This is a genomic window from Rhodococcoides fascians NBRC 12155 = LMG 3623, from assembly GCF_001894785.1.
Lineage (GTDB): Bacteria > Actinomycetota > Actinomycetes > Mycobacteriales > Mycobacteriaceae > Rhodococcoides > Rhodococcoides fascians.
Window position 1 is genome coordinate 515,416 of record NZ_BCWW01000001.1, and the last position, 20,129, is coordinate 535,544.

Consider the following 20,129-nt stretch of genomic DNA (forward strand, 5'->3'; position numbering starts at 1 on the left):
GCGGGACGGTCGCGGTCACATGGACGAGGCCGCGAAGGTCAGGAACACGACGAACAATCCGATGCCACCGAGCGCCGCACCGATCACGGCGTCGCGACCGTTGGACGCGTCGCCCTCGACTGCGCGGCCGAGACCGATCCAGCCACTGACCACCGCGATCACTCCGGCCGGGATGGTCACGAAGTCTCCGACGAACGGCACGAACGCGCAGACGACTGCGACGATGCCCGCAATCAACGCCAGGTTTCCGGCTCCGTCACGGAACATCGACTGGGAAGCGGACTTACGTTTCACCGAGTCTCCAATCGAGTGCAGCGCGAACGCGGCGATCGAACCTGTCAGCGCGGGTAGACGATGATGCCGACTCCATAGTAGATACCCAACGGATCTTGGCGTCGGCAACTTGTCACCTGCTGTTTCGGTCCCTACGTGCGAAGACCGGGTCGGCTTGGGAACGGCGGGAGGTGATCCAAGACGGGTCGAGCACGTTTTCGATAGTGGTGCAGAGGGATTCGTCGAACACGACTACTCGATCGGCTATTCGCCACTCGTTGTCCCGTCTTTCGAGGCGGTCCACGTATCGGCATTTCACGGTCGTCAAGACCTGCGTCGACGATCCGATCTCGGGTTCTTGCCGCAAGTAGCACAGGCAGTAGGACTCGACGTCGGCCACCTGTTCGCAAGGTTTCAGATCGATGATGACGTTGGTTATGAAGTGCATCGAGCTGTCGATGGTTCGATGACGAAGCTCGATGTCCTCGATCAGACCGTCGATCGTGCCGATATAGCCCCCGTGGTGGTCGACGGCGTCAGGGAAATAGCACCTTCTCAGGCTCTCGAAGTCCTTGCGGTCTACAGCCCGGGCGTATCGATACAGCACCTCGGTGATCGCCACTCGGTCTTCACTCGACATCAGCAACCAGCTTTCAACTCGTTGGTAATGCGGTGGTAGATCCCGCCGGAGGTCAGGCCACCGTCGACGACAATTTCTGTGCCGGTAATGTATTGCGATGAATCCGACAGCAGGAACGCGACCGATTCTGCGATTTCTTCGGCGTCGGCGACGCGCCCCGCGGGTACCGATTGCAGGCTTGTCTCTACGAAAGCCGTTGAGCCGGAATGCAGTAATGGTGTGTCGACCAGGCCGGGGTGGATCGAGTTAACTCGAACTCCGTATTCGGCGAACTCGAGTGCTCCTACCTTCGACAGGCCACGCACCCCCCATTTGCTCGCGCCGTATCCCGCTGCGAAATAGCCGAGCATCCCGGCGATCGAGGACACGTTGACGATAGAGCCACCGCCACCCTGTTTCAGAAGTGGCGCACAGGCTTTCATTCCATAGAATACCGAGCTCAGATTTATGTTCATGACGCGGCGCCAGTCGTCGACGGTCGTCTCCTCGATCCCAGCTCGGTGACTGACACCGGCGTTGTTGACCAGTCCGTCGAGGGCACCATCGGATGTCTCGATCGATTTCGCCAGTTCGGTCCACGAGTGCGGTTCGGTAACGTCGAGCTGATAGAACTCCGCTCGGCCACCGGCATCGATGATGCCCTTCACGACGGCGTCACCTGTGGCCGTGGAGATGTCGGTGACCCAGACCTTTGCTCCCCGGGCTGCGAGCATCTCCGATTCGACGCGGCCCATGCCGCTCCCTGCACCGGTGACGACGATCGTCTTGTTCTCGAAGTTCATACGAGGGGGCCTCTCACTCGGTTTTCAGTTCGGTCCCCTTCGTCTCGGTCACGAAGAAGACCGTGGCGAAGGTGACGACGGCGCAGAACACGAAGTAGCCGGCGGGTGCGAGCGGGTTTCCGGTGAGCGAGATCAGGTACGTCGCGATGAAAGGCGCTGTGCCACCGAGCAACATGTTGGTGGTGTTGTTGCCCAATGCCAGACCGGTGTACCTCACCGATGTCTTGAGCATTTCCACGTACGTCACGTACGAGGCACCGTTGACGACGGATACCGCGATGAACAACACCGACTGTCCGACGACGGCCTGCCACAGTGTGCCGCCGGCCATCATCATGAACATGGGGACACCGAGAACGATGGCTGCGAAGCTACCCGCGAACAGAACGGGCTTCCGGCCGTACCTGTCGGCCATGTAGCCCGAGATGGGCAGGGTGATCACTCCGAGAACCAAGGCGAGCGAGGTCGACAGAAACGCTGCCTGCGAGGTCTGGCCGCCCTCGGTCCTGAGGTACGTAGCAGCATAGACCGAGGCGATGTAGTAGCCACCCGTGATGAGCGCGCCGAGCAGGATGATCTTCACGACGCTGCCGCCGGAGGTGCTCAGTAGCTCCGAGATAGGAAGCTTCTTCGTCTCTCCCTTGTCCTCGAGTTCCTTGAATTCCGGAGTGTCGTCGAGACGGTTCCTGATCCAGATGCCGACGCCGCCGATCACGAGGCTGAGAAGGAACGGGATTCGCCATGCCCAGGACAGGATCTGTTCGTCGGTGAACACCGAGTTCAGTGCCAGCGCGCAGAGTGAGGCAAGCAGGGACCCGATATATGTTCCGGTGTTGACCATCGACGTCTGGGTCGCTCGCCACCGTGTCGGCGCGGACTCGGACACGAATGCGTTCGCGCCTCCGAGTTCACCACCGGCAGCGAATCCCTGAAGGCATCTGCACAGGACGAGAACCGAGGTGGCCCAAACTCCCAGCGTGACGTACGTGGGGAGCAGTCCGATTCCGGCGGTTGCGATCACCATCAGCAGGATGGTCCAGGACAACGCATTCTTGCGGCCGTACTTGTCGCCTATGTGTCCGAAGAAGATTCCGCCTGGAACTCGCAGGAAGAAGGCGACGGCGAACGCCGCGAAGGTACCGAGAAGTGCGGCCGTCGGATCGTCGGAGACGAAGAACAGCGCGGCGATGGTGGTGGCCATGTAGCCGTAGATGCCGAAGTCGTAGTACTCGACGACGGTTCCGACGACGGCGGCTCGGATGACGGTCAAGGGAGATTGTGGCGGGTTCGTCCCGGGGGTTCGTGCGTCCGACTCGGGCTGCGCGGCGCGATCGTTCGTAGTCATCGGTGTCCTCGAGGTCAGGGGGTCAGGCCGTCAGCGGCTGAGCGTCGACGGTGTGAAGGGCAGCGTTTCGACCGGCAATCCGGCCCATGGTCAAGGCATTCGCCACAGCGTTGCCGCCACCGACGTACCGCTGCCCGAGAACTCCGGCTCCAGCCTCGCCTGCGGCGAACAGGCCGGGCACGCGGGTGCCACGTGTTGTCAACACAGCGGAATCGGAATCGATCTCCAAACCTGCATGTGTGCAGACCAATTCGGCGGGAAGGATGCGTGCGGCATAGAAGGGGGCGGTCCCGATGGGTTCGGGATTCGATGTGCTGCCCTTGTTCTTCAATGTCCGATGGCGAAGAAAGTCAGGATCCTCGCCATGGGGCAGATGAGCATTCCATCGCTCGATCGTGAAATCGAGAGCTCTGGCAGGCACGGCCATGAGCTCGGCCAGCTCCGTGAGGGTGGCTGCGCGAAGCGTTCGGCCGGAGTCTGCCTCGTCCTGGATGCGATCGGGTGCCCAATCAGCATATCCTGCAGGAAGATTCTGCCGTGCGTGATCGTCGAAGACCATCCACGCCGAGCCGCCCTGGGCCTCGATGATTCCAGTCGAGACCGCATACGAGGCGTCTTCGTCCATGAATCGACGTCCCGCGGCGTTGACGTGGATGCGTGATTTCGGGGGAAACCCGGACTGCCAGTGGTGGTAGCGCTGAAAGTAGACGGTGGGCAGCATGAGTCCCCATCCGTCACCGGTTACCGACGCGTCCACCGATTGCGCGTAGCGAAGATGGTCACCGCGACTGCCCTCGGCTGCAACGACGAAAAGTGAGGAACCCGCGCGGTTGGCAGCCGGGTAGTGAATATCGACAAGCGCTGGGTCTCGGGCAAAGCCTCCCGAGGCCACGACCACTGCCGCAGAACGGAGTTCGACGTCATCGGCAACGACTCCCACGACCCGCTCTTGCTCGATCAGTAGCGCTTGGACACGGGTGTCGAGAACAACCTCGATTCCGTGCCTGCGCCGCGCGGCGTCCAGAACCTGAACGAGGCCGAAGCCCTGGTCTTTCGGAACATGGCCTCGCCAGATGTCCTCGACGCCTGCTTGGCTCAAACCTGGTTGGTGTGCGTTGCCGGATATCCGGGCGGGAATGTCCAATCCGAGTTCGAGCAGCCACTCCAGTGTCGGTCCTGCCTGCTCGCAGAAGGTCCGGATCAGACCGGGTTTGAGCATCCACTGATTGAGATCCATGTAGTGCTGGAAGTACTTCTCGGCGCTGTCGTCGATCCCGAGTGCGCGCTGAACGCTGGTCGCTGCCGCAGTGAACAATCCGGCCGACAGGGCCGTCGATCCGCCCAGTTCCTTGCGAGCCTCGAAAAGAATGACGGATGCGCCGTTCTCGGCCGCTGTCACAGCGGCTGCGAGCCCCGCGCCGCCGCCACCGATGACGATGACGTCGTAGTCGGTGTCAGACATGACGTGATCCGCCGTCGACCGCAATGCTGTGTCCGGTCACGTAGCGAGCACTGTCCGACAGGAGGAACAGAAGCGGCCCGAAGACTTCCTCCGGTGCTCCCAGTCTGTGCAAGGGAACCGAATCGAGTGCTGTGGCGAGCGCTGCCGGATCTTCCTGCACCCACCGAGTCATTTCGGTGTCGATGTAGCCGGGTGCGATGGAGTTGACGCGAATGCCGAGGTCACCGAACTCGACGGCGAGGGACTCCGTGAGGTGAGCAACTGCTGCTTTGGACGTGCAGTAGGCGCCGCGGCCCTTGCGGACACGAAGTGCGGACACCGAGGACATGTTGACAATTGCGCCGCCCCCGCGCATGTGGCGAGCCGCTGCCTGCGAACCGAACAGCACACCTTCGACATTCACGCTGAGCGTGGCACTCATCTGCTCCGGGGTGATGTCCGCTGCGTACGCGAACGGGAAGATCCCCGCGTTGTTGATCCAGAAGTCGATCCGTCCGAATTCGGCAAGGGCAGTTCGGGCGAGGGTTTCGTGATCGTCGGAGACGGTGACGTCGGCTCGAGCGCCGATGATCGTGCCGGGCTGCTCGACCAGCGAGTCGGTGACCAGCTCCGTAGTGAGTTGCTCGGCTGTCTCCTTCATCCGAGCGTCGTTGATGTCGGCACCGACGACGTGTACACCGCGCGCCGCAAGTCCCTTGGCGAACACCGATCCCATTCCCTGGGCGGCCCCAGTGACGACAGCCACCTTGCCCGACAGTTCGGGGTAGACCGCAGTCATCGTGCGATCGACGACGCGTCCTGGATTGGGGTTGTTCATGGTGTTCTCCTCATGCAAAAGATCTCGATCGGGTTTACGAAGCGGTGTGTGGGGACACCTTGCGGTGGCCGGAATCACTGTGCGATAATCGCACGCAGTGTGCGATTCATATCGAACTGTAGGTGGTCCACCTCACACTCGTCAATAGGGGGCGACTCATGACCAATGCCGATTCAGGTCGCAGGGACGGCACGGACGCCGTGTCCATCGATTCAGGTATGTCGAAAACGCTGCACCACGGCCTCGCCGTGCTCGAGCTCCTGGCCGAACATCCGAACGGCTTGTCCATCACGGAGATCGCCGACGGAATCGGTGTGCACCGCACCGTCGCTCACCGTCTGGTCCGCACCCTCGAGGCTCATCGTCTGTGCCGGCGAGACGATTTCAAGCGAATTGCTCTCGGGGCCGGGCTCGTGGCACTCGCGGAACCTGTCGAGCAAGATCTGCGGACCGTGGCGCGCCCCGTTCTCGAAGAACTGGCAGACCAGTTGGGAGCGACTGTCCATCTCGTGGTTCGCGAAAATGCAACGGAAGTACGGGCATTGATGGTCGTAGAGCCCCGGGGCGCGAAAGTGCACGTGGCATTTCGTGGGGGGCAGGTCGATCCGATCGACCGGGGATCCGCCGGCCTGGCAATGCTCGCGTCATTGCCTGCGGCGGATGGGGAACGCGCAGAAGTGACGAAGGCACGACGCGTCGGATATGCGGTCACCCACGGCGAAGTGATTCCCTCGGTCGGCGGGGTATCCGCCGTGGTGCCGGGTCACCGCGGGGACGCCGTGGCGAGCGTGGGTGCGTCGGTGTTCGAGATCGACGACGAAGAGCAACTCGGTGCGGCCGTCGTCGCTGCGGCGGCGCGGTTGGGGCGTCTGCTTCGTTAGCCGGTGGTTGGGAGTCGTGTCAGGCGTCGTCGCGAGACACAGTCCTGTATTGGATGCGCCACCGATCGTCCACTCTTACAACACGATCCCGGACCGACGTGAATCGGAGGAGCCGGGTCTCGCCACCACGCGGTGTTGCCATAATCTGGAGGTAGCAGTCGACTGTCAGTTCGTCGACGCTCACGAGATCGACGGCAATGTTCGTGATGACGTGCCGATGCCTCTCGTTCGCCTCGGCCGCGCTGTCGAAGAAGCGTTGGGCGAAGGCGGTCAGCTGGTCGCTACCGACCTGGGGCTCGGGGTAACTGGGCGAATCGAAGACGCCGTCTGCGGTGAATGTCTCCGCCCATTCCGTCGCACGTCCGGAATCGATTGCGTGGCTCTGCCTGCCGTACAGGAGTTGAACATCGGCAACGGTTGTCGAGTCGGGATCGGGCATAGACGGCTCCTTCGGTGCGCTATTCGCACGGATGGTGCGTATAGGTGCGACGTTACGTTTCGGTCCGTTCGGCCGTCGAGTCAGGGGTGCCCTCACGCGGTGGCGACCTCGTTCGTGGCCGCCGTGGATACCACCCGTACCGCCGTGCTCGCGACCTCGAAACATATACCGGCTCCAACGAATTCGACGTCGAAGACCCAGGTGAGTGAGGTTGCCCCGGCACTCGCGAGCGCATCGGCGGTGGTGCGGGCGTGGGTGATGGAGGCGCTGCGGGTCGACACGTCAGGTTCGGTCTTTAACGGCCTGGTCACGGAGGATATCGATCTGAAGGTCGGCGAACGGGTGGTGCGGCTTCATCGAAACACGCTGAGAATGCCGAACATTAATGCCGTTCATGCCCTGAGTGGGCCAACATTCGATACTGCGAGGCTACTGAACGCGCATGGGGCAGTAGTCGATTTAACAAGGTGATGCGATTCGGCAAGGGCCCGAGGTCTTGCCCGGGGAAGTCGTTCGCGTTGTCGATGATCGCCGTTTTCGTCGCCGCGTTCCTGCGTGCGTACCCGGACGCTCACCTCGACCCGACGCAGTACGACAACCGCTACCCGATCCATACGTCCTCCGAACACGGCCTGTAAGTCGAACTTCGCACATGACCCGAATGGTCAGGGGTTGGGCGTGCTCTTGCGAACGCGGTAGTTGTGCCATGCCTGTGCCGCCAGGGGTGCCCCGATCAAGACGCAGGCGATGATCGGCAATGAAATCGGCCACGGAATCGACAGGTTGTTCGCCGCCAACAGGGCACCGGACAGCGCCATCGACGCGCCGACAGTCTCCAGTAAGTCGACCTTGCGCGGCCGGACCGGCGGGAGTCCCATCCACGGGATGCGTCGACCGGCGTTCTCTCGCGACACCCGTCGCGCCGCCGCGACGGAGAGTGCGGCTCCGACGACAAAAAGGCAGACTCCGGCGACGACGGCCCAGTCGTGACCTCCGTCGATCCACATCGACGCCAGGTACAGCGCCGGGCCGCTGATATAGGCACCCCACACCTTCCATCGAGGTGCAGCCTCGCGCTCGTCCCGTTGCACGTCGACCGGCCGCATCGGCTGCAGGGGCTCCATGTCTCGACCCTCCCATACCGCGGCTCTTGACCGGTCCCTGCGACTCACCGTACCCTGACCGACAGTTGATATATCAGAATCGCAGCGGCCCGCCGAACCGAGGAATCGAAAGTATGACCACAGCGCTCAAGATCGACGGAACCGCGGTCAGCGCGATCGTCAAGGACGATCTGCGATACCGCGTCGAACGGCTCGCCCAGCAGGGGATTCGGCCCGGTCTGGGCACGATTCTGGTGGGCGACGATCCGGGTAGCCGTTCCTATGTCGCGGCGAAGCATCGCGACTGCGCCGAGGTGGGACTGCATTCGATTCAGGTCCGGTTGCCTGCAACCGCGAGTCAGCAGGAGATCGAAGATGCCGTGCACGCTCTCAACGAGGATCCCGAGTGCACCGGGTTCATCGTTCAGTTGCCGCTGCCCTCGCACATCGACACCCATCGGGTGATCGAGCTGATCGATCCTCGCAAGGATGCCGACGGGCTGCATCCGACCAATTTGGGTCGGCTCGTACTCGGCATGGACGGGCCGCTGCCCTGCACCCCACGCGGGATATTGGAACTGCTTCGGCACCACGATGTTCCGATCACCGGTGCTCGCTTCTGCATCATCGGATGTGGAATCACGGTGGGTCGTCCGCTCGGCTTGATGCTGACGCGTCGCAGCGAACACGCCACCGTGACGATGTGTCACGAGGCGACGGTGGACACCGCCGCGCACACTCGGGCCGCCGACGTGGTCATCGCGGCAGCGGGTGTTGCGCATCTGGTGCAACCGGACTGGATCAGTGCCGGAGCCACGGTGTTGTCGGTGGGAATCACCCGTACCGTCGAGGGCATCCTCGGCGATGTGCACCCCGGCGTCGAGCACATTGCGGGGCGGCTCAGTGGAGCCACCGGCGGGGTCGGGCCGATGACCAGGGCGATGCTGTTGACGAACGTGGTGGAGTGCGCGGAGGCCGCTCAGGCCGAGGGGATGAAGGACTCCCGATAGCCCATTTTTTCGCTGATCTCGGCGGCGGCGGCCAGCACGTCTGGGACGATGGCCCGCATTCTGGTCTCGTCGAAGCGGTAGACCGGTCCCGAGATGCTCAGCGCGGCGGTCGTCTTGCCGGTGTAGTCGAGAATCGGGGCTGCGATGGCGTTGAGTCCGGTCTCGAACTCTTCGACGACGACGGCGTATCCGAGGGATACCGCAGCATCGAGTTCGGCAGTGAGACCGGCTTTGGTGGTGAGCGTGTGCTCGGTGTACCGGTGGAGGTCGAGTCCGTCCACGACGTCCTGACGCGTATCGGAGTCGAGGGCAGCCAGCAACACCTTGCCGCTCGCGGTGGCGTGCAGCGGTGTCTGCTCCCCGATCCAGTTGTGGGTTCCCACCGAACTCGGCCCGCGGGCCTGGTCCAGGTGGACCGCTGTATTGGACCGCAGCACAGCGATATTGACCGTTTCGCCGAGCTTGCCGGCGAGGCGTTCACAGACCGCGTGGCCGTATTCGGTGATCTCCAGACGCTCGGGCACGGCCGCCGCGAGCCGGAGGACTCCGAGGCTGAGCCGGTACTTGCCGCGATTGTGCGTCTGCATCACCATGTCGTGTTCTTCGAGCGACGCCAGCAGCCTCGACACCGTGGATTTGTGCACACCGATCTCGGTGGCGATGGCGCTCACGCCGGCCTCTCCGAGCCGTGCCACGACCTCGAGCACCCGAAATGCGCGGTCGACGGACTGGACGCCACCCTCGGGGGCACGTGTCGAATCGTCGCTGGCCACCCCCGCGACTATACGTAACAGGCACTTGGCCGTGGTGTTGCCCCTCGAAGCGTGGCCCGAGTCGGCGATCTAGATGACGGCGCGCACCGCGTCGTCGAACTCGGTCACGTGTGCTCGGGCGATGGTCGCGGCCTTCTCGGCATCCCCGGCCGCGATGGCGCGCAGCAGCTCGGTGTGCGTCCCCACATGGTCGGCCAGGGGAGGCAGACGATCCATGAACAACCAGAAGATTCTCGTCGCGAGATTGTTGTAGCGAATCAATGCGTCTTCGAGAACCGGGTTGGCCGCCAGCCGGTAGACGGTGCGATGCACTTCGGCGTCCCAGTTGATCAGGTCGTATTGGCTCGGCGGCGTCGCCTCGAACTTCTCGGTGCGGTCGGCCATGCCCAGCAGAACTTGGCGTTGGGTTGCGGTAGCCGCGGTGGCGGCCTTCGCTGCGGCCAGTGGCTCGAGCCGCTGGCGGATTTCGGAGATGTCGCCCAGATCGGCGACGTCGATGGCCGTGGCAAAAGTGCCGCGGCGGGCGTGCGAGATGACGAGGCGCTCGTACTCGAGCCGCTTGAGAGCTTCCCGTACCGGCGTGCGTCCAACGCCCAGCTCGGCGGACAACGCCGATTCGACGACGGCCTCACCCGGCTTGATGGTCAGCATGATCAGTTTGTCGCGGATAGCCGAGTAAGCGACGTCGGCCATCGTCGCTCCGGGTTCGCCCGGCACCCCCGACGATCCGGGGGCGCCCGGCGATGCGACCTCGACACTCATGGTTACCGATCCTATCGGCACCGAGTGCGGGGCAGCGTGCGGTCAGGCCTCGATGCGGTTCTTCAGCCAGTCGTGGAAGATGCCGATGTGGTGTTCGCTGCCCACCAGCACTCCGCCGTCGCGGTACTTACGTGAGCTCATGGCGGGCTGGCAGCGTTCGCACGCCTCGAAGTCCTGCAGATTGACGCGGTGGAACAACTCCACCGATTTCTGCAGATCCCGTCCCGATGCGACGACGCCGGGCAGGTACAGCCAATCGCATTCCACCAGAGTGCGATCGGCGGCAAGTGGATACATCCGATGGATGATCACGTGATCCGGGACGAGGTTGACGAACACCTGTGGCCGGACGGTGATGGCGTAGTAGCGCCGGTCCTGTTCGGGTGCGATTCCGGGAATGGAGTCGTGTCCCTCGGAACCGTCGAGCGTGAATCCCTTGACGGATTCCCCGAATTCGGCCCCGTGGCCCACGTAGTACTGGGCGGCGTAACCGTCGGCGAATTCGGGAAGTACCTCGGTCAGCTCGGGGTGGATGGTGGCGCAGTGGTAGCACTCCATGAAGTTCTCGATGATGAGCTTCCAGTTGGCCTTGACGTCGTAGCTCACGCGGCGGCCGAGACCGAGGTCTTCGATCTTGTAGCGGTCGATCGACTCGACGTCGCCGAGTCGATCACGGATGTCCTGCACGACAGTGGTATCGAAGGAGGCCGGATTGTCGCTGAGATTGACCCAGACGTACCCGAGCCATTCCTCGACCGACACCGACGCCAGGCCGTAGCGAACCCGATCGATATCGGGCATCTTGGTGAGATTCGGTGCTGCGATGAGCTTTCCGTCGAGATCGTAGGTCCAGGCGTGGTACGGACACTGGAACGATCGCTTGACTTCGCCCTTGTCCTCCATGCAGATTCGAGCACCGCGGTGCGCGCACACGTTCAGGTAGGCCTTGATCGCCCCGGTTCGGGTGCGCGTCACGATGACACTTTCGCGGCCGATCTGCACGGTGCGGAAGGCACCGGGCTTGTCCAGATCGGCGGCACGGACCGCGCAGATCCACAGTTCCTCGAAGATCTTCTCCTGCTCGAGCTCGAAGATGGCCGGATCGGTGTAGTAGCGACCGGGAAGGGTGGAGATGAGGCTTTCGGGCAGGGGAAGGGAGGTTGCGGGCGGCGTGGTGTCGGGAATGGTGGTCAAGGGGTCCTCCGTACGTGGCCGATCTTGTGGATCGGTGACGAGACGTCAACTGGGGTAATGGAATACGACGGGTGGAGCAGCGGCCTGGGTGATTTCAGACCGCGCGAGCGGGAGCCGAGAGCTGTCGGCGCCAGCGGGTGAACAATCGAACTTGATTGACACCGAGTACACCGACCGGAAGTCCGTCGGATCGATACACGGCGAGGAAACTCCCGAGTTCGGGCGAACCCTCTTCGATGGTGCATTCACTGTCCGGTCCGGCGGTGCCGGCGAACTGAATACGTGACCCGTACTGGTCGGACCAGAAATACGGAGGTTTGACGTGTTGGCCGCCGTAACTGCCCGAGAGCAGGGTGGCCACTGCAACGGTGGGTCGTTCGGACGCCCCGGCCCAATGCTCGACGCGTCGGTGGACGCCGGTCGAATCCAGCCATGCGGCGCAGTCGCCGACTGCGACCACTCCGGGTACGGCGGTCGCGCCGCCGCCGTCGCACAGGATTCCGTTGCCCAGCGCGAGTCCGCTGGTGCCGAGCCAGTCGATGTTCGGAATGCCGCCGATGCCGACAACCACGACGTCGGCGTCGAGGAGTCGGCCGTCCGCGAGGCGAACGCCCGTCACTCGGTCGGTGCCGGTCAGGCCGTCGACGGCGATTCCGCAGATCAACGTGGTGCCGTTGTCGCGGTGCAGATTTCCCACCGCGCTACCCAATCGTGCACCGAGTGGCCCGGCGAGCGGTGACGGGGCGGCTTCGACGATGGTGACCTCGAGGCTCAACTTCCTTGCGGTGGAAGCTACTTCGGCTCCGATGAAGCCTGCGCCGATGACGACGAGACGTGCGCCGGGCGTGAGATCTGCACGCAGCCGGTCGGCGTCGTCGATCGTACGCAATACGTGCACACCGGTGAGGTGATCGGTACCGGGAAGCGATCGCGCGCGTGAGCCGGTGGCGAGTACGACGCCGTCGGAGGTCAGCTCGGCACCGTCGTCGAGAGTGACGGTGCGACGCGATGGATCGAGGGCGGTGGCCGTGCGGCCCAGAATCCAGGTGGCGTCGAGGTTTTCGTCGTCGGGTTCGAGGGCGAGAGTGCTCACGTCCACGTCGCCGGCGAGGTATTCCTTCGACAGGGGAGGGCGGTCGTAGGGTCGATGGCTCTCGGCACCGACGATGGTGACGGAGCCGTCGAACCCGGCCGCCCGCAGTGCACGCGCGGAGCACAGGCCTGCCAGGGAGGCTCCGACGATGGTGACGCTCTTCATGAATGTCCCTCGGCGGCCAACCGGCTGCGAACGTCGGGAGGAAGATTGGGGGCCGCGGTGCTGAGCTCTACGTAGACGACGCCGTCCTCGACGACGACGGTGTGCGTGCGGACAGGCAACTTGGCGGGCGGAGCGTCGACAGCACCGGTACGCAGGTCGAAGGTGGACGCGTGGAGCGGGCATTCGACCGCGCACCCTTCGAGCCAGCCGTCGGCGAGCGACGCGTCCTGATGCGTACAGGTGTCATCGATCGCGAACAGCTCACCGTCCTCGGTGTGGAACACCGCCACGGGAGGGGTGGTGTCGACACGCAGAGCTTCGCCGCCGGGGAGATCGGCCAAGGAACACACCTTGAGCATTCGGATCCTTTCTGTATCGCTATGCGGAACACGTCTTACTTCCCGCAACAACAGTGTGAACATCGCCACAAGAGTGTGTCAATAGGTGACGGCACTTTTCATACACGCGAAACACGACGTAACCGGAACCGGACAAACCATGCGTTGTACCAGCTGAGCAGGTGGTTAGCCCGTGCAATGACATGCGTGGCCGGTGCCGCATCCGCCCGACTCGATGATGCCCCCGACGTCGGAATACGTCGAGGGCACCATGAAACAAAACGCTACCGACGGGTAAAGAGGCCCACTTTGATATATCAGAGGTGTCGAGCCGCAGCGCACGGGCTCGAGTCACCGGAAGCGGCCACCTTCTCGACCCGCAACTGCCCACTCACAGGACCACCACCGAACGCAGCACCGTGCCCTGATGCATCTTCTCGAACGCCGCCTCGATATCACCGAGACCGATCCGTTCGGTGACGAACTTCTCGAGCGGCAACCGGCCCTGCTCGTACAGATCGACCAACATCGGAAAATCCCGCTCCGGTAGGCAATCGCCGTACCACGACGACTTCAACGACCCACCCCGGGAGAAGAAATCGATCAACGGCATCTCGACGGTCATCTCCGGCGTCGGCACCCCGACGAGGACGACGGTCCCGGCGAGATCGCGGGCGTAGAACGCCTGCTTCCAGGTTTCCGGGCGGCCGACGGCATCGATGACCACATCCGCCCCGAATCCACCGGTGAGCTCTTGGATGGCCTCGACGGCATCGACCTGCGAGGCATCGACAGTGTGGGTGGCGCCGAGTTCGAGAGCCCAGTCGAGTTTTTTCTTGTCGCGGTCGACGGCGATGATCGTCGATGCCCCCGCCAGGCGGGCCCCGGCGATCGCGGCATCGCCGACACCGCCGCACCCGATCACGGCGACGGAATCCCCGCGGGAGACGTGGCCGGTGTTCATCGCCGCACCGAGTCCGGCCATCACCCCGCACCCGAGCAAACCCACGACCGCCGGATCGGAGTCCGGGTCGACTTTGGTGCACTGGCCTTCGTGGACGAGGGTCTTGTCGGCGAACGCCCCGATCCCCAACGCCGGGGAGAGTTCGGTGCCGTCGGCGAGAGTCATCTTCTGCGACGCATTGTGGGTGTCGAAGCAGTACCAGGGGGTGCCTTTCTTGCAGGCTCGGCATTCCCCGCACACCGCACGCCAGTTCAACACCACGAAATCGCCGACCTCGACATGAGTGACAGCGTCGCCGATGGTTTCGACGGTGCCTGCGGCTTCGTGGCCGAGCAGGAACGGGAACTCGTCGTTGATGCCGCCCTCGCGGTAATGCAGATCGGTATGACACACCCCGCACGCGGCGATGGTGACCACGACATCGTTCGGGCCGGGATCGGGAATGGTGATCGTCTCGATCGAGACGGGCTCGCCTTTGCTCTTGGCGACGACGGCGCGGACCTGCTGCGGCATGGTTGGTACTCCTGAGTGAAGTGAAGGAGCGGCGTTCAAGGCCGCCGACGGTGGTGGAATAGGCTTAATATATCAGTTACCGGACAGTATCGAATGTTAAAAGCGAGTATCGAATTCGGACAACTTTTGGCATTTGAAATTGCGTAGATGCTGTTCAGAGGCGTTGTCCGTTTCGAAAATCCGTGATGAACGCGTCGAAATGACCAGCCATCTATTGACATAGACCCTGGGTCGGCTCAGTCTTGTTCGAGTCCAAACAAATCGTAGTTGCGCAGAGAGCAACGAGTCGCGCACCTATCCGACCACCCACGCTGCGTGCACGGGCGACACACCTATTCGGCGAGAGCCGGAGGGAGAACGATGTGACAACGAACAGCAAACCCCGGGGCGACAAAACTCGCGTCGATGCACCCGAGAAACATGCCCCTCATCATTACGGCCCCCTCGAGGTCTACCACCACGGAGAGGAGGGCAAGCCGCGCACCGACAAGGTGGTGTTCGGTATCACCGCCGCCATCGTGATCGCGATTCTGGCATGGGGCATCCTCGGCACCGAGAACATGAAGTCCGTCAACGCGTCGGTACTCGACTGGGTCGTGACCAACGTCGGCTGGCTGTTCATCTTCTCGGCCACCGGGTTCGTGATCTTCGCGCTGTGGCTCGCGCTCAGTCGCTACGGAAAGATTCCGCTCGGCAAAGACGGTGAGAAGCCCGAATTCAACACCGTCAGCTGGATCGCAATGATGTTCAGCGCCGGCATGGGAATCGGATTGATCTTCTGGGGAGTGGCCGAGCCCCTCACTCATTTCGTCACCCCGCCGCCCGGAATCACCGATTCCACAGTGGGAACGGCACTCTCGACGGCCATCTTCCACTGGGGACTGCACCCCTGGTCGATGTATGCGGTGGTCGGATTGTCCATCGCCTACGGCACCTACCGGATGGGCCGCAAGCAGCTCATCAGCTCCTCGTTCATTCCGCTGATCGGTCGCCGCGCCGAAGGCCCCATCGGCAAGGTCATCGACATTCTGGCGATCTTCGCCACGATGTTCGGCACCGCGGCATCCCTCGGCCTCGGCGCACTCCAGATCGGTTCCGGTATCGAGGTTCTCGGCTGGGTCAACCAAGCGGGGACGCTTCTGCTCGTGGCTGTCGTCGCCATCCTGACACTTGCGTTCGTGGCCTCGGCAGTGTCCGGGGTTTCCAAGGGAATTCAGTGGCTGTCGAACATCAACATGGTGCTGGCTCTCGTGCTTGCGATCTTCGTGTTCGTCGCGGGCCCCACGGTCCTGATCCTGAATCTGCTGCCCACCACTCTCGGCGACTACGCCGCGCACATCGCCGGCATGTCGGCGCGCTCGGCGGCATCCGGTGGCCCCGAGACCGAGTCCTGGCTTTCGTCCTGGACGATCTTCTACTGGGCCTGGTGGATCTCGTGGACCCCCTTCGTCGGTATGTTCCTCGCTCGCATCAGTCGCGGCCGCACCATCCGCCAGTTCGTCATCGGCGTCATTCTCATCCCTACGTCGGTGAGCTTGGTCTGGTTCTCGATCTTCGGTGGAGCGGCAATCGGCGAGCAGCAGAAGGGAACAGAGGATCTGGTGGCCCTGGGCAAGCCGGAGTCGCAGCTGTTCGCGGTTCTCGACCACTTCCCGTTGGCCGGCATCTCGTCGGTGTTGGTGATGGTCTTGGTGGGCATCTTCTTCGTCAGTGGTGCCGACGCTGCCTCGATCGTGATGGGCACGCTGTCGCAACGGGGCACCCTGGATCCGTCCCGTGGGGTCGTCGCCTTCTGGGGTGTCGTCACCGGCGGCATCGCGATCCTGATGCTGTGGACGGGAGGTTCGGACGCCCTCAACGGGTTGCAGACGATGACCATCATCGTGGCGGCACCGTTCGTGCTGGTGATGATCGGTACGTGTGTCTCGCTGTACAAGGACGTCACGAACGATCCGTTCATCGTCAAGAACCCCAAGGCCCCGCCGAAAGTCAAGGCCGGCAAGTGAAGTGAGCGATGGTGCGGGACGTGAAACTATGCGTCCCGCACCATCGGTATTTCGGGGGTTGACCACATCCATCCCTGCCCATACTCTTGATATATCAATCTCTGGTTAGTTGTCGTGCAGGCCGTGGACCGCTTCGGCCGAGCTCCATCTCTCCACCCCGATACGGAAGGACCACCATGGGTTCACCGAGAGTTGTCATCATCGGCGCCGGCATAGTCGGTACCAACGTGGCCGACGAGCTCACCGCACGCGGTTGGGATCGCATCACCGTGCTGGATCAGGGGCCGCTCCCTCTCACGGGTGGATCCACCTCGCACGCACCGGGTCTGGTGTTCCAGACCAATGCATCCAAGACCATGACCGAACTCGCCCGATACACGGTCGAGAAGTTCATGGGCCTCGAGGTGGACGGGCAGTGGTGCTTCAATCAGCTCGGCGGCCTCGAAGTGGCCACCACCGAGGAGCGACTGGCCGACCTGCATCGCAAGCAGGGCTGGGCCACGTCCTGGGGCATCGAAGGATCGGTCATCGACCCGTCCGAATGCGCCAAACTGCATCCGCTGATCGACCGTTCGCGAGTTCTCGGCGGTCTGTACGTCGAGACCGACGGTCTTGCCAAAGCGTCCCGTGCCGTCGTGGCACTCACCCGTCGCGCAGAATCGCGCGGAGCGGTGTTCCGTGGTTCCACCAAGGTCATCGGAATCGAACAGACGGGTGGCCGCGTCACAGGTGTGGCAACCGACAACGGCGTCATCGAGGCCGACATCGTGGTGTCCTGCGCCGGCTTCTGGGGCCCCGATGTGGGCGAACTGGTCGGCATGAAGGTGCCGCTGCTGCCCTTGGCGCACCAGTACGCCAAGACCGATCAGATCCCGGAACTGGTGGGACGCAACACCGAAGCGGCCGAGGCCGGCATGCCCATTCTTCGTCATCAGGATCAGGACCTGTACTTCCGCGAGCACGTCGACCGTCTCGGCATCGGAACCTACGCGCACCGCCCGATGCCCGTCGACACCAAGACCCTGCCCGGCGGAGACGGTGTGTCCGACGAGGCGATGCCGTCCATGCTCGACTTCACGCAGGAGGACTTCGCCCCGTCGTGGGAGCAGTCCAAGCTCCTCTTGCCCTGCCTCGAGACCGCCAAGATCGACCACGGCTTCAACGGAGTCTTCTCGTTCACCCCCGACGGCGGACCGCTGCTCGGTGAATCCCCGGACGTCAAGGGCTTCTGGATCGCCGAGGCCGTGTGGGTGACGCACTCGGCCGGAGTCGGCCGGGCCATCGCACAGTTGCTGGTCGACGGACGCTCCGAGGTGGAGCTCCACGGATGCGACGTCAACCGCTTCGAGGATTTCCAGCTCGATCCCTCGTACGTCAGCGAAACCTCGCAGCAGAACTTCGTCGAGATTTACGACGTGCTGCATCCCTCGCAGCCGCGGTTGTCCCCGCGTGACGTTCGGGTCAGTCCCTTCAACGCGCGGCAGCATCAGCTCGGTGCCGTGTTCCTCGAAGGCGGCGGGTGGGAACGCCCGCACTGGTACGAGGCCAATGCCGATCTGGTGCACCAGCTTCCCGCCGAGTGGCAGCCGCCCGAGCGCGACGAGTGGGCGTCGATGTTCCATTCGCCCATTGCCGCGGCCGAGGCGTGGAAGACCCGTACGTCCGTCGCCATGTACGACATGACCCCGCTCAAGCGGCTACGCGTACGCGGACCCGGTGCGCTGGCACTGTTGGAGGGATTGACGTCCGGCAAGATGGACAAGTCCGTCGGGGCCGTCACGTACACGCTGGCTCTCGACGAGAAGGGCGGCGTCCGAAGCGATCTCACCGTGGCGCGGTTGTCTGCCGACGAGTTCCAGGTCGGAGCCAACGGCAACCTCGACTTCGATTACCTCCGCCGTGAAGCACCGAGTGACGGCAGCGTCACCGTCGACGACATCACCGGATCCACGTGCTGCATCGGCCTGTGGGGTCCGCATGCCCGCGAGGTCGTCGAGAAGCTCACCCAGGACGACTTCTCGAACGAGAACTTCAAGTACTTCCGCTGCAAGCAGGTTCGTATCGGGGGAGTGCCCGTCACGGCGATGCGATTGTCGTACGTGGGCGAGCTCGGGTGGGAGCTGTACACCACCGCCGATTACGGCCAGCGACTGTGGGACATGTTGTGGCAGGCCGGTTCCGAGTTCGGGATCATCGCCGGCGGGCGCGCTGCATTCAACAGCCTGCGCATGGAGAAGGGCTACCGGTCGTGGGGTTCGGACATGACCACCGAGCACAATCCCTACGAGGCAGGTCTCGGCTTCGCAGTGCGCCCCCAGAAGGGCGAATTCCGCGGCCGCGACGCCGTACTCGAGATGTCCGACGACACCGTCTCCAAGAAGTTGGTCTGCCTGAAGATCGACGACGGCACGTCGGTGGTACTCGGCCACGAGCCGGTCCTGGTGGACGGCGAACCCGCCGGTTACGTCACCAGCGCCTCGTTCGGGCACACCGTCGGTGCGCCGATCGCCTACGCCTGGGTTCCTGCCGGTAGCGCAGAACCCGGTGCAGCAGTACAGATTCGATACTTCGATCGGCTCGTGTCCGCCACCGTCGTGGCCGAGCCCCTCGTCGACCCCGAGATGGCCAAGATCCGCAGCTGACGACCCACCAGTACCAGGAGATTCGATGACCGAGAACTTCACCCTCACGCTCAGCTGCGGCCAGCGGCCGGGCATCGTCCGGGCCGTCAGTGCGTTCCTCTTCGACAACGACTGCGACATCGCCGAACACCAACAGTTCGACGACTCCACGGACGGCTCGTTCTTCCTTCGCACCTCGTTCGTGGCCAGCGGTGCCACCGACATCGAGAAGCTGACGGACAGCTTCCGCGAGGTGGCCGACCGATTCGCGATGACGTACACCTTCAACGGCTGCAGCCAGCCGCGCGTGCTCGTCATGGTGTCCAAGATGGGACATTGCCTCAACGATCTCATCTTCCGTTGGCGCTCACAGAATCTCGGCGGCGAACTGGTGGCCGTGGTGAGCAATCACGAGGTGCTGCGGCCGATGGCCGAGGCTGCCGGGCTGCCGTTCGTCCACGTTCCCGTCACCCCGGGAACCAAGGCCGAGGCCGAGCAACGCCTGCTCGACCTCGTCGCCGAGTACGAGGTCGACCTGGTGGTGCTGGCCCGCTACATGCAGGTGCTCTCCGACGAGACGTGTCGAGCGCTGCACGGCAAGGCGATCAACATCCATCACTCGTTCCTGCCCGGCTTCAAGGGCGCGAAGCCCTACCACCAGGCATTCGACCGGGGCGTCAAGCAGGTCGGAGCGACGGCGCACTACGTCACCCCCGACCTGGACGAGGGCCCGATCATCGAGCAGCAGGTCATTCGTATCGACCACACTCACGACCCGTCTCGTCTGGCCACCGTCGGACAGGACGCAGAGGCACTCGCACTCTCGCGAGCGGTCCGCTGGCACTGCGAGAATCGCGTCCTGCTGCACGGACACCGGACGGTCATCTTCAGCTGAGCCGACACGCACGAGGGGCCCGTACCGAATCGGTACGGGCCCCTCGACGTTGT

General features: G+C 63.4%; 20 protein-coding genes and 1 pseudogene. 7 read left to right on the forward strand and 14 right to left on the reverse strand.

Translation table 11 applies throughout. From position 1 onward, the window contains the following. Positions 1-15 precede the first annotated feature (15 nt). From RFA01S_RS02630 to RFA01S_RS02655, 6 genes are all read right to left on the reverse strand, one after another. On the reverse strand, positions 16-294 hold the full coding sequence (locus RFA01S_RS02630) for a hypothetical protein (RefSeq protein ID WP_307718859.1): 279 nt from the start codon (positions 292-294) through the stop codon (positions 16-18). A 112-nt stretch (positions 295-406) separates the two neighbouring features. Then, positions 407-913 carry a nuclear transport factor 2 family protein gene (locus RFA01S_RS02635; RefSeq protein ID WP_032407843.1) on the reverse strand — a complete coding sequence of 169 codons (507 nt, stop codon included), beginning with the start codon at positions 911-913 and terminating at the stop codon, positions 407-409. Continuing rightward, positions 913-1,695: an SDR family NAD(P)-dependent oxidoreductase gene (locus tag RFA01S_RS02640; RefSeq protein WP_032407844.1), complete on the reverse strand. Its 783-nt coding sequence runs from the start codon at positions 1,693-1,695 to the stop codon at positions 913-915. The genes RFA01S_RS02635 and RFA01S_RS02640 overlap by 1 nt, the downstream gene beginning before the upstream one ends. 13 nt (positions 1,696-1,708) lie before the next feature. Continuing rightward, positions 1,709-3,040: an MFS transporter gene (locus RFA01S_RS02645; protein WP_032407845.1), complete on the reverse strand. Its 1,332-nt coding sequence runs from the start codon at positions 3,038-3,040 to the stop codon at positions 1,709-1,711. Positions 3,041-3,062: 22 nt separating this feature from the next. Next, the gene (locus tag RFA01S_RS02650) at positions 3,063-4,502 is read right to left on the reverse strand and encodes an FAD-dependent oxidoreductase (protein ID WP_032407846.1); all 1,440 of its coding nucleotides are present in this window, start codon (positions 4,500-4,502) and stop codon (positions 3,063-3,065) included. Then, positions 4,495-5,319: an SDR family NAD(P)-dependent oxidoreductase gene (locus RFA01S_RS02655; RefSeq protein WP_032407847.1), complete on the reverse strand. Its 825-nt coding sequence runs from the start codon at positions 5,317-5,319 to the stop codon at positions 4,495-4,497. Before RFA01S_RS02655 ends, RFA01S_RS02650 begins: the two co-directional genes overlap by 8 nt. Before the next feature lie 218 nt (positions 5,320-5,537). Between RFA01S_RS02655 and RFA01S_RS02660 the strand changes: the two genes are divergently transcribed. Further along, positions 5,538-6,200 carry an IclR family transcriptional regulator gene (locus RFA01S_RS02660; protein ID WP_235580035.1) on the forward strand — a complete coding sequence of 221 codons (663 nt, stop codon included), beginning with the start codon at positions 5,538-5,540 and terminating at the stop codon, positions 6,198-6,200. 19 nt (positions 6,201-6,219) lie between these two features. On the opposite strand, the gene RFA01S_RS02665 is transcribed toward RFA01S_RS02660, so the two are convergent. Further along, on the reverse strand, positions 6,220-6,639 hold the full coding sequence (locus tag RFA01S_RS02665; protein WP_032407849.1) for a nuclear transport factor 2 family protein: 420 nt from the start codon (positions 6,637-6,639) through the stop codon (positions 6,220-6,222). Positions 6,640-6,738: 99 nt separating this feature from the next. Between RFA01S_RS02665 and RFA01S_RS27380 the strand changes: the two genes are divergently transcribed. Next, positions 6,739-7,110 carry a hypothetical protein gene (locus RFA01S_RS27380; protein WP_139278365.1) on the forward strand — a complete coding sequence of 124 codons (372 nt, stop codon included), beginning with the start codon at positions 6,739-6,741 and terminating at the stop codon, positions 7,108-7,110. Continuing rightward, a pseudogene (locus tag RFA01S_RS28475) lies at positions 7,110-7,157 on the forward strand (hypothetical protein); the annotation flags it as partial. The gene RFA01S_RS27380 and the pseudogene RFA01S_RS28475, both read left to right, overlap by 1 nt. A 147-nt stretch (positions 7,158-7,304) precedes the next feature. Here RFA01S_RS28475 and RFA01S_RS02680 read toward each other — a convergent pair. Continuing rightward, a complete protein-coding gene (locus RFA01S_RS02680) occupies positions 7,305-7,763 on the reverse strand; it encodes a hypothetical protein (RefSeq protein WP_032407851.1) in 459 nt (152 codons plus the stop codon). A 113-nt stretch (positions 7,764-7,876) separates the two neighbouring features. Here RFA01S_RS02680 and RFA01S_RS02685 point away from each other — a divergent pair, with 113 nt between their 5' ends. Then, positions 7,877-8,752 carry a bifunctional methylenetetrahydrofolate dehydrogenase/methenyltetrahydrofolate cyclohydrolase gene (locus RFA01S_RS02685; RefSeq protein ID WP_027494744.1) on the forward strand — a complete coding sequence of 292 codons (876 nt, stop codon included), beginning with the start codon at positions 7,877-7,879 and terminating at the stop codon, positions 8,750-8,752. On the opposite strand, the gene RFA01S_RS02690 is transcribed toward RFA01S_RS02685, so the two are convergent. From RFA01S_RS02690 to RFA01S_RS02715, 6 genes are all read right to left on the reverse strand, one after another. Further along, the gene (locus RFA01S_RS02690) at positions 8,722-9,525 is read right to left on the reverse strand and encodes an IclR family transcriptional regulator (RefSeq protein WP_027494743.1); all 804 of its coding nucleotides are present in this window, start codon (positions 9,523-9,525) and stop codon (positions 8,722-8,724) included. The genes RFA01S_RS02685 and RFA01S_RS02690 overlap by 31 nt on opposite strands. Before the next feature lie 69 nt (positions 9,526-9,594). After that, complete coding sequence (locus tag RFA01S_RS02695) at positions 9,595-10,287, reverse strand: GntR family transcriptional regulator (RefSeq protein WP_202595042.1); 693 nt, start codon at positions 10,285-10,287, stop codon at positions 9,595-9,597. 42 nt (positions 10,288-10,329) lie between these two features. Continuing rightward, the gene (locus RFA01S_RS02700) at positions 10,330-11,481 is read right to left on the reverse strand and encodes an aromatic ring-hydroxylating oxygenase subunit alpha (protein WP_027494741.1); all 1,152 of its coding nucleotides are present in this window, start codon (positions 11,479-11,481) and stop codon (positions 10,330-10,332) included. Positions 11,482-11,575: 94 nt separating this feature from the next. Further along, positions 11,576-12,739, reverse strand: coding sequence for an NAD(P)/FAD-dependent oxidoreductase (locus RFA01S_RS02705; protein WP_174557194.1), 1,164 nt, complete (start codon positions 12,737-12,739; stop codon positions 11,576-11,578). Continuing rightward, positions 12,736-13,098 (reverse strand): bifunctional 3-phenylpropionate/cinnamic acid dioxygenase ferredoxin subunit, encoded by a 363-nt coding sequence (locus RFA01S_RS02710; RefSeq protein WP_027494739.1) that lies wholly within the window; start codon positions 13,096-13,098, stop codon positions 12,736-12,738. Before RFA01S_RS02710 ends, RFA01S_RS02705 begins: the two co-directional genes overlap by 4 nt. 370 nt (positions 13,099-13,468) lie before the next feature. Further along, entirely contained in the window at positions 13,469-14,554 is a 1,086-nt protein-coding gene (locus RFA01S_RS02715) for an S-(hydroxymethyl)mycothiol dehydrogenase (RefSeq protein ID WP_072691985.1), read from the reverse strand. Positions 14,555-14,916: 362 nt separating this feature from the next. On the opposite strand from RFA01S_RS02715, the gene RFA01S_RS02720 reads away from it, so the two are divergent. The 3 genes from RFA01S_RS02720 (at position 14,917) to purU (ending at position 20,076) form a co-directional block, all read left to right on the forward strand. Then, a complete protein-coding gene (locus tag RFA01S_RS02720; protein ID WP_080730000.1) occupies positions 14,917-16,560 on the forward strand; it encodes a BCCT family transporter in 1,644 nt (547 codons plus the stop codon). A gap of 176 nt (positions 16,561-16,736) precedes the next feature. After that, a complete protein-coding gene (locus RFA01S_RS02725) occupies positions 16,737-19,202 on the forward strand; it encodes a GcvT family protein (protein ID WP_032408347.1) in 2,466 nt (821 codons plus the stop codon). Between the two features lie 25 nt (positions 19,203-19,227). After that, positions 19,228-20,076, forward strand: a complete 849-nt coding sequence (gene purU, locus RFA01S_RS02730) for a formyltetrahydrofolate deformylase (RefSeq protein ID WP_032367897.1) — start codon at positions 19,228-19,230, stop codon at positions 20,074-20,076. The last annotated feature ends 53 nt before the right edge of the window (positions 20,077-20,129 follow it).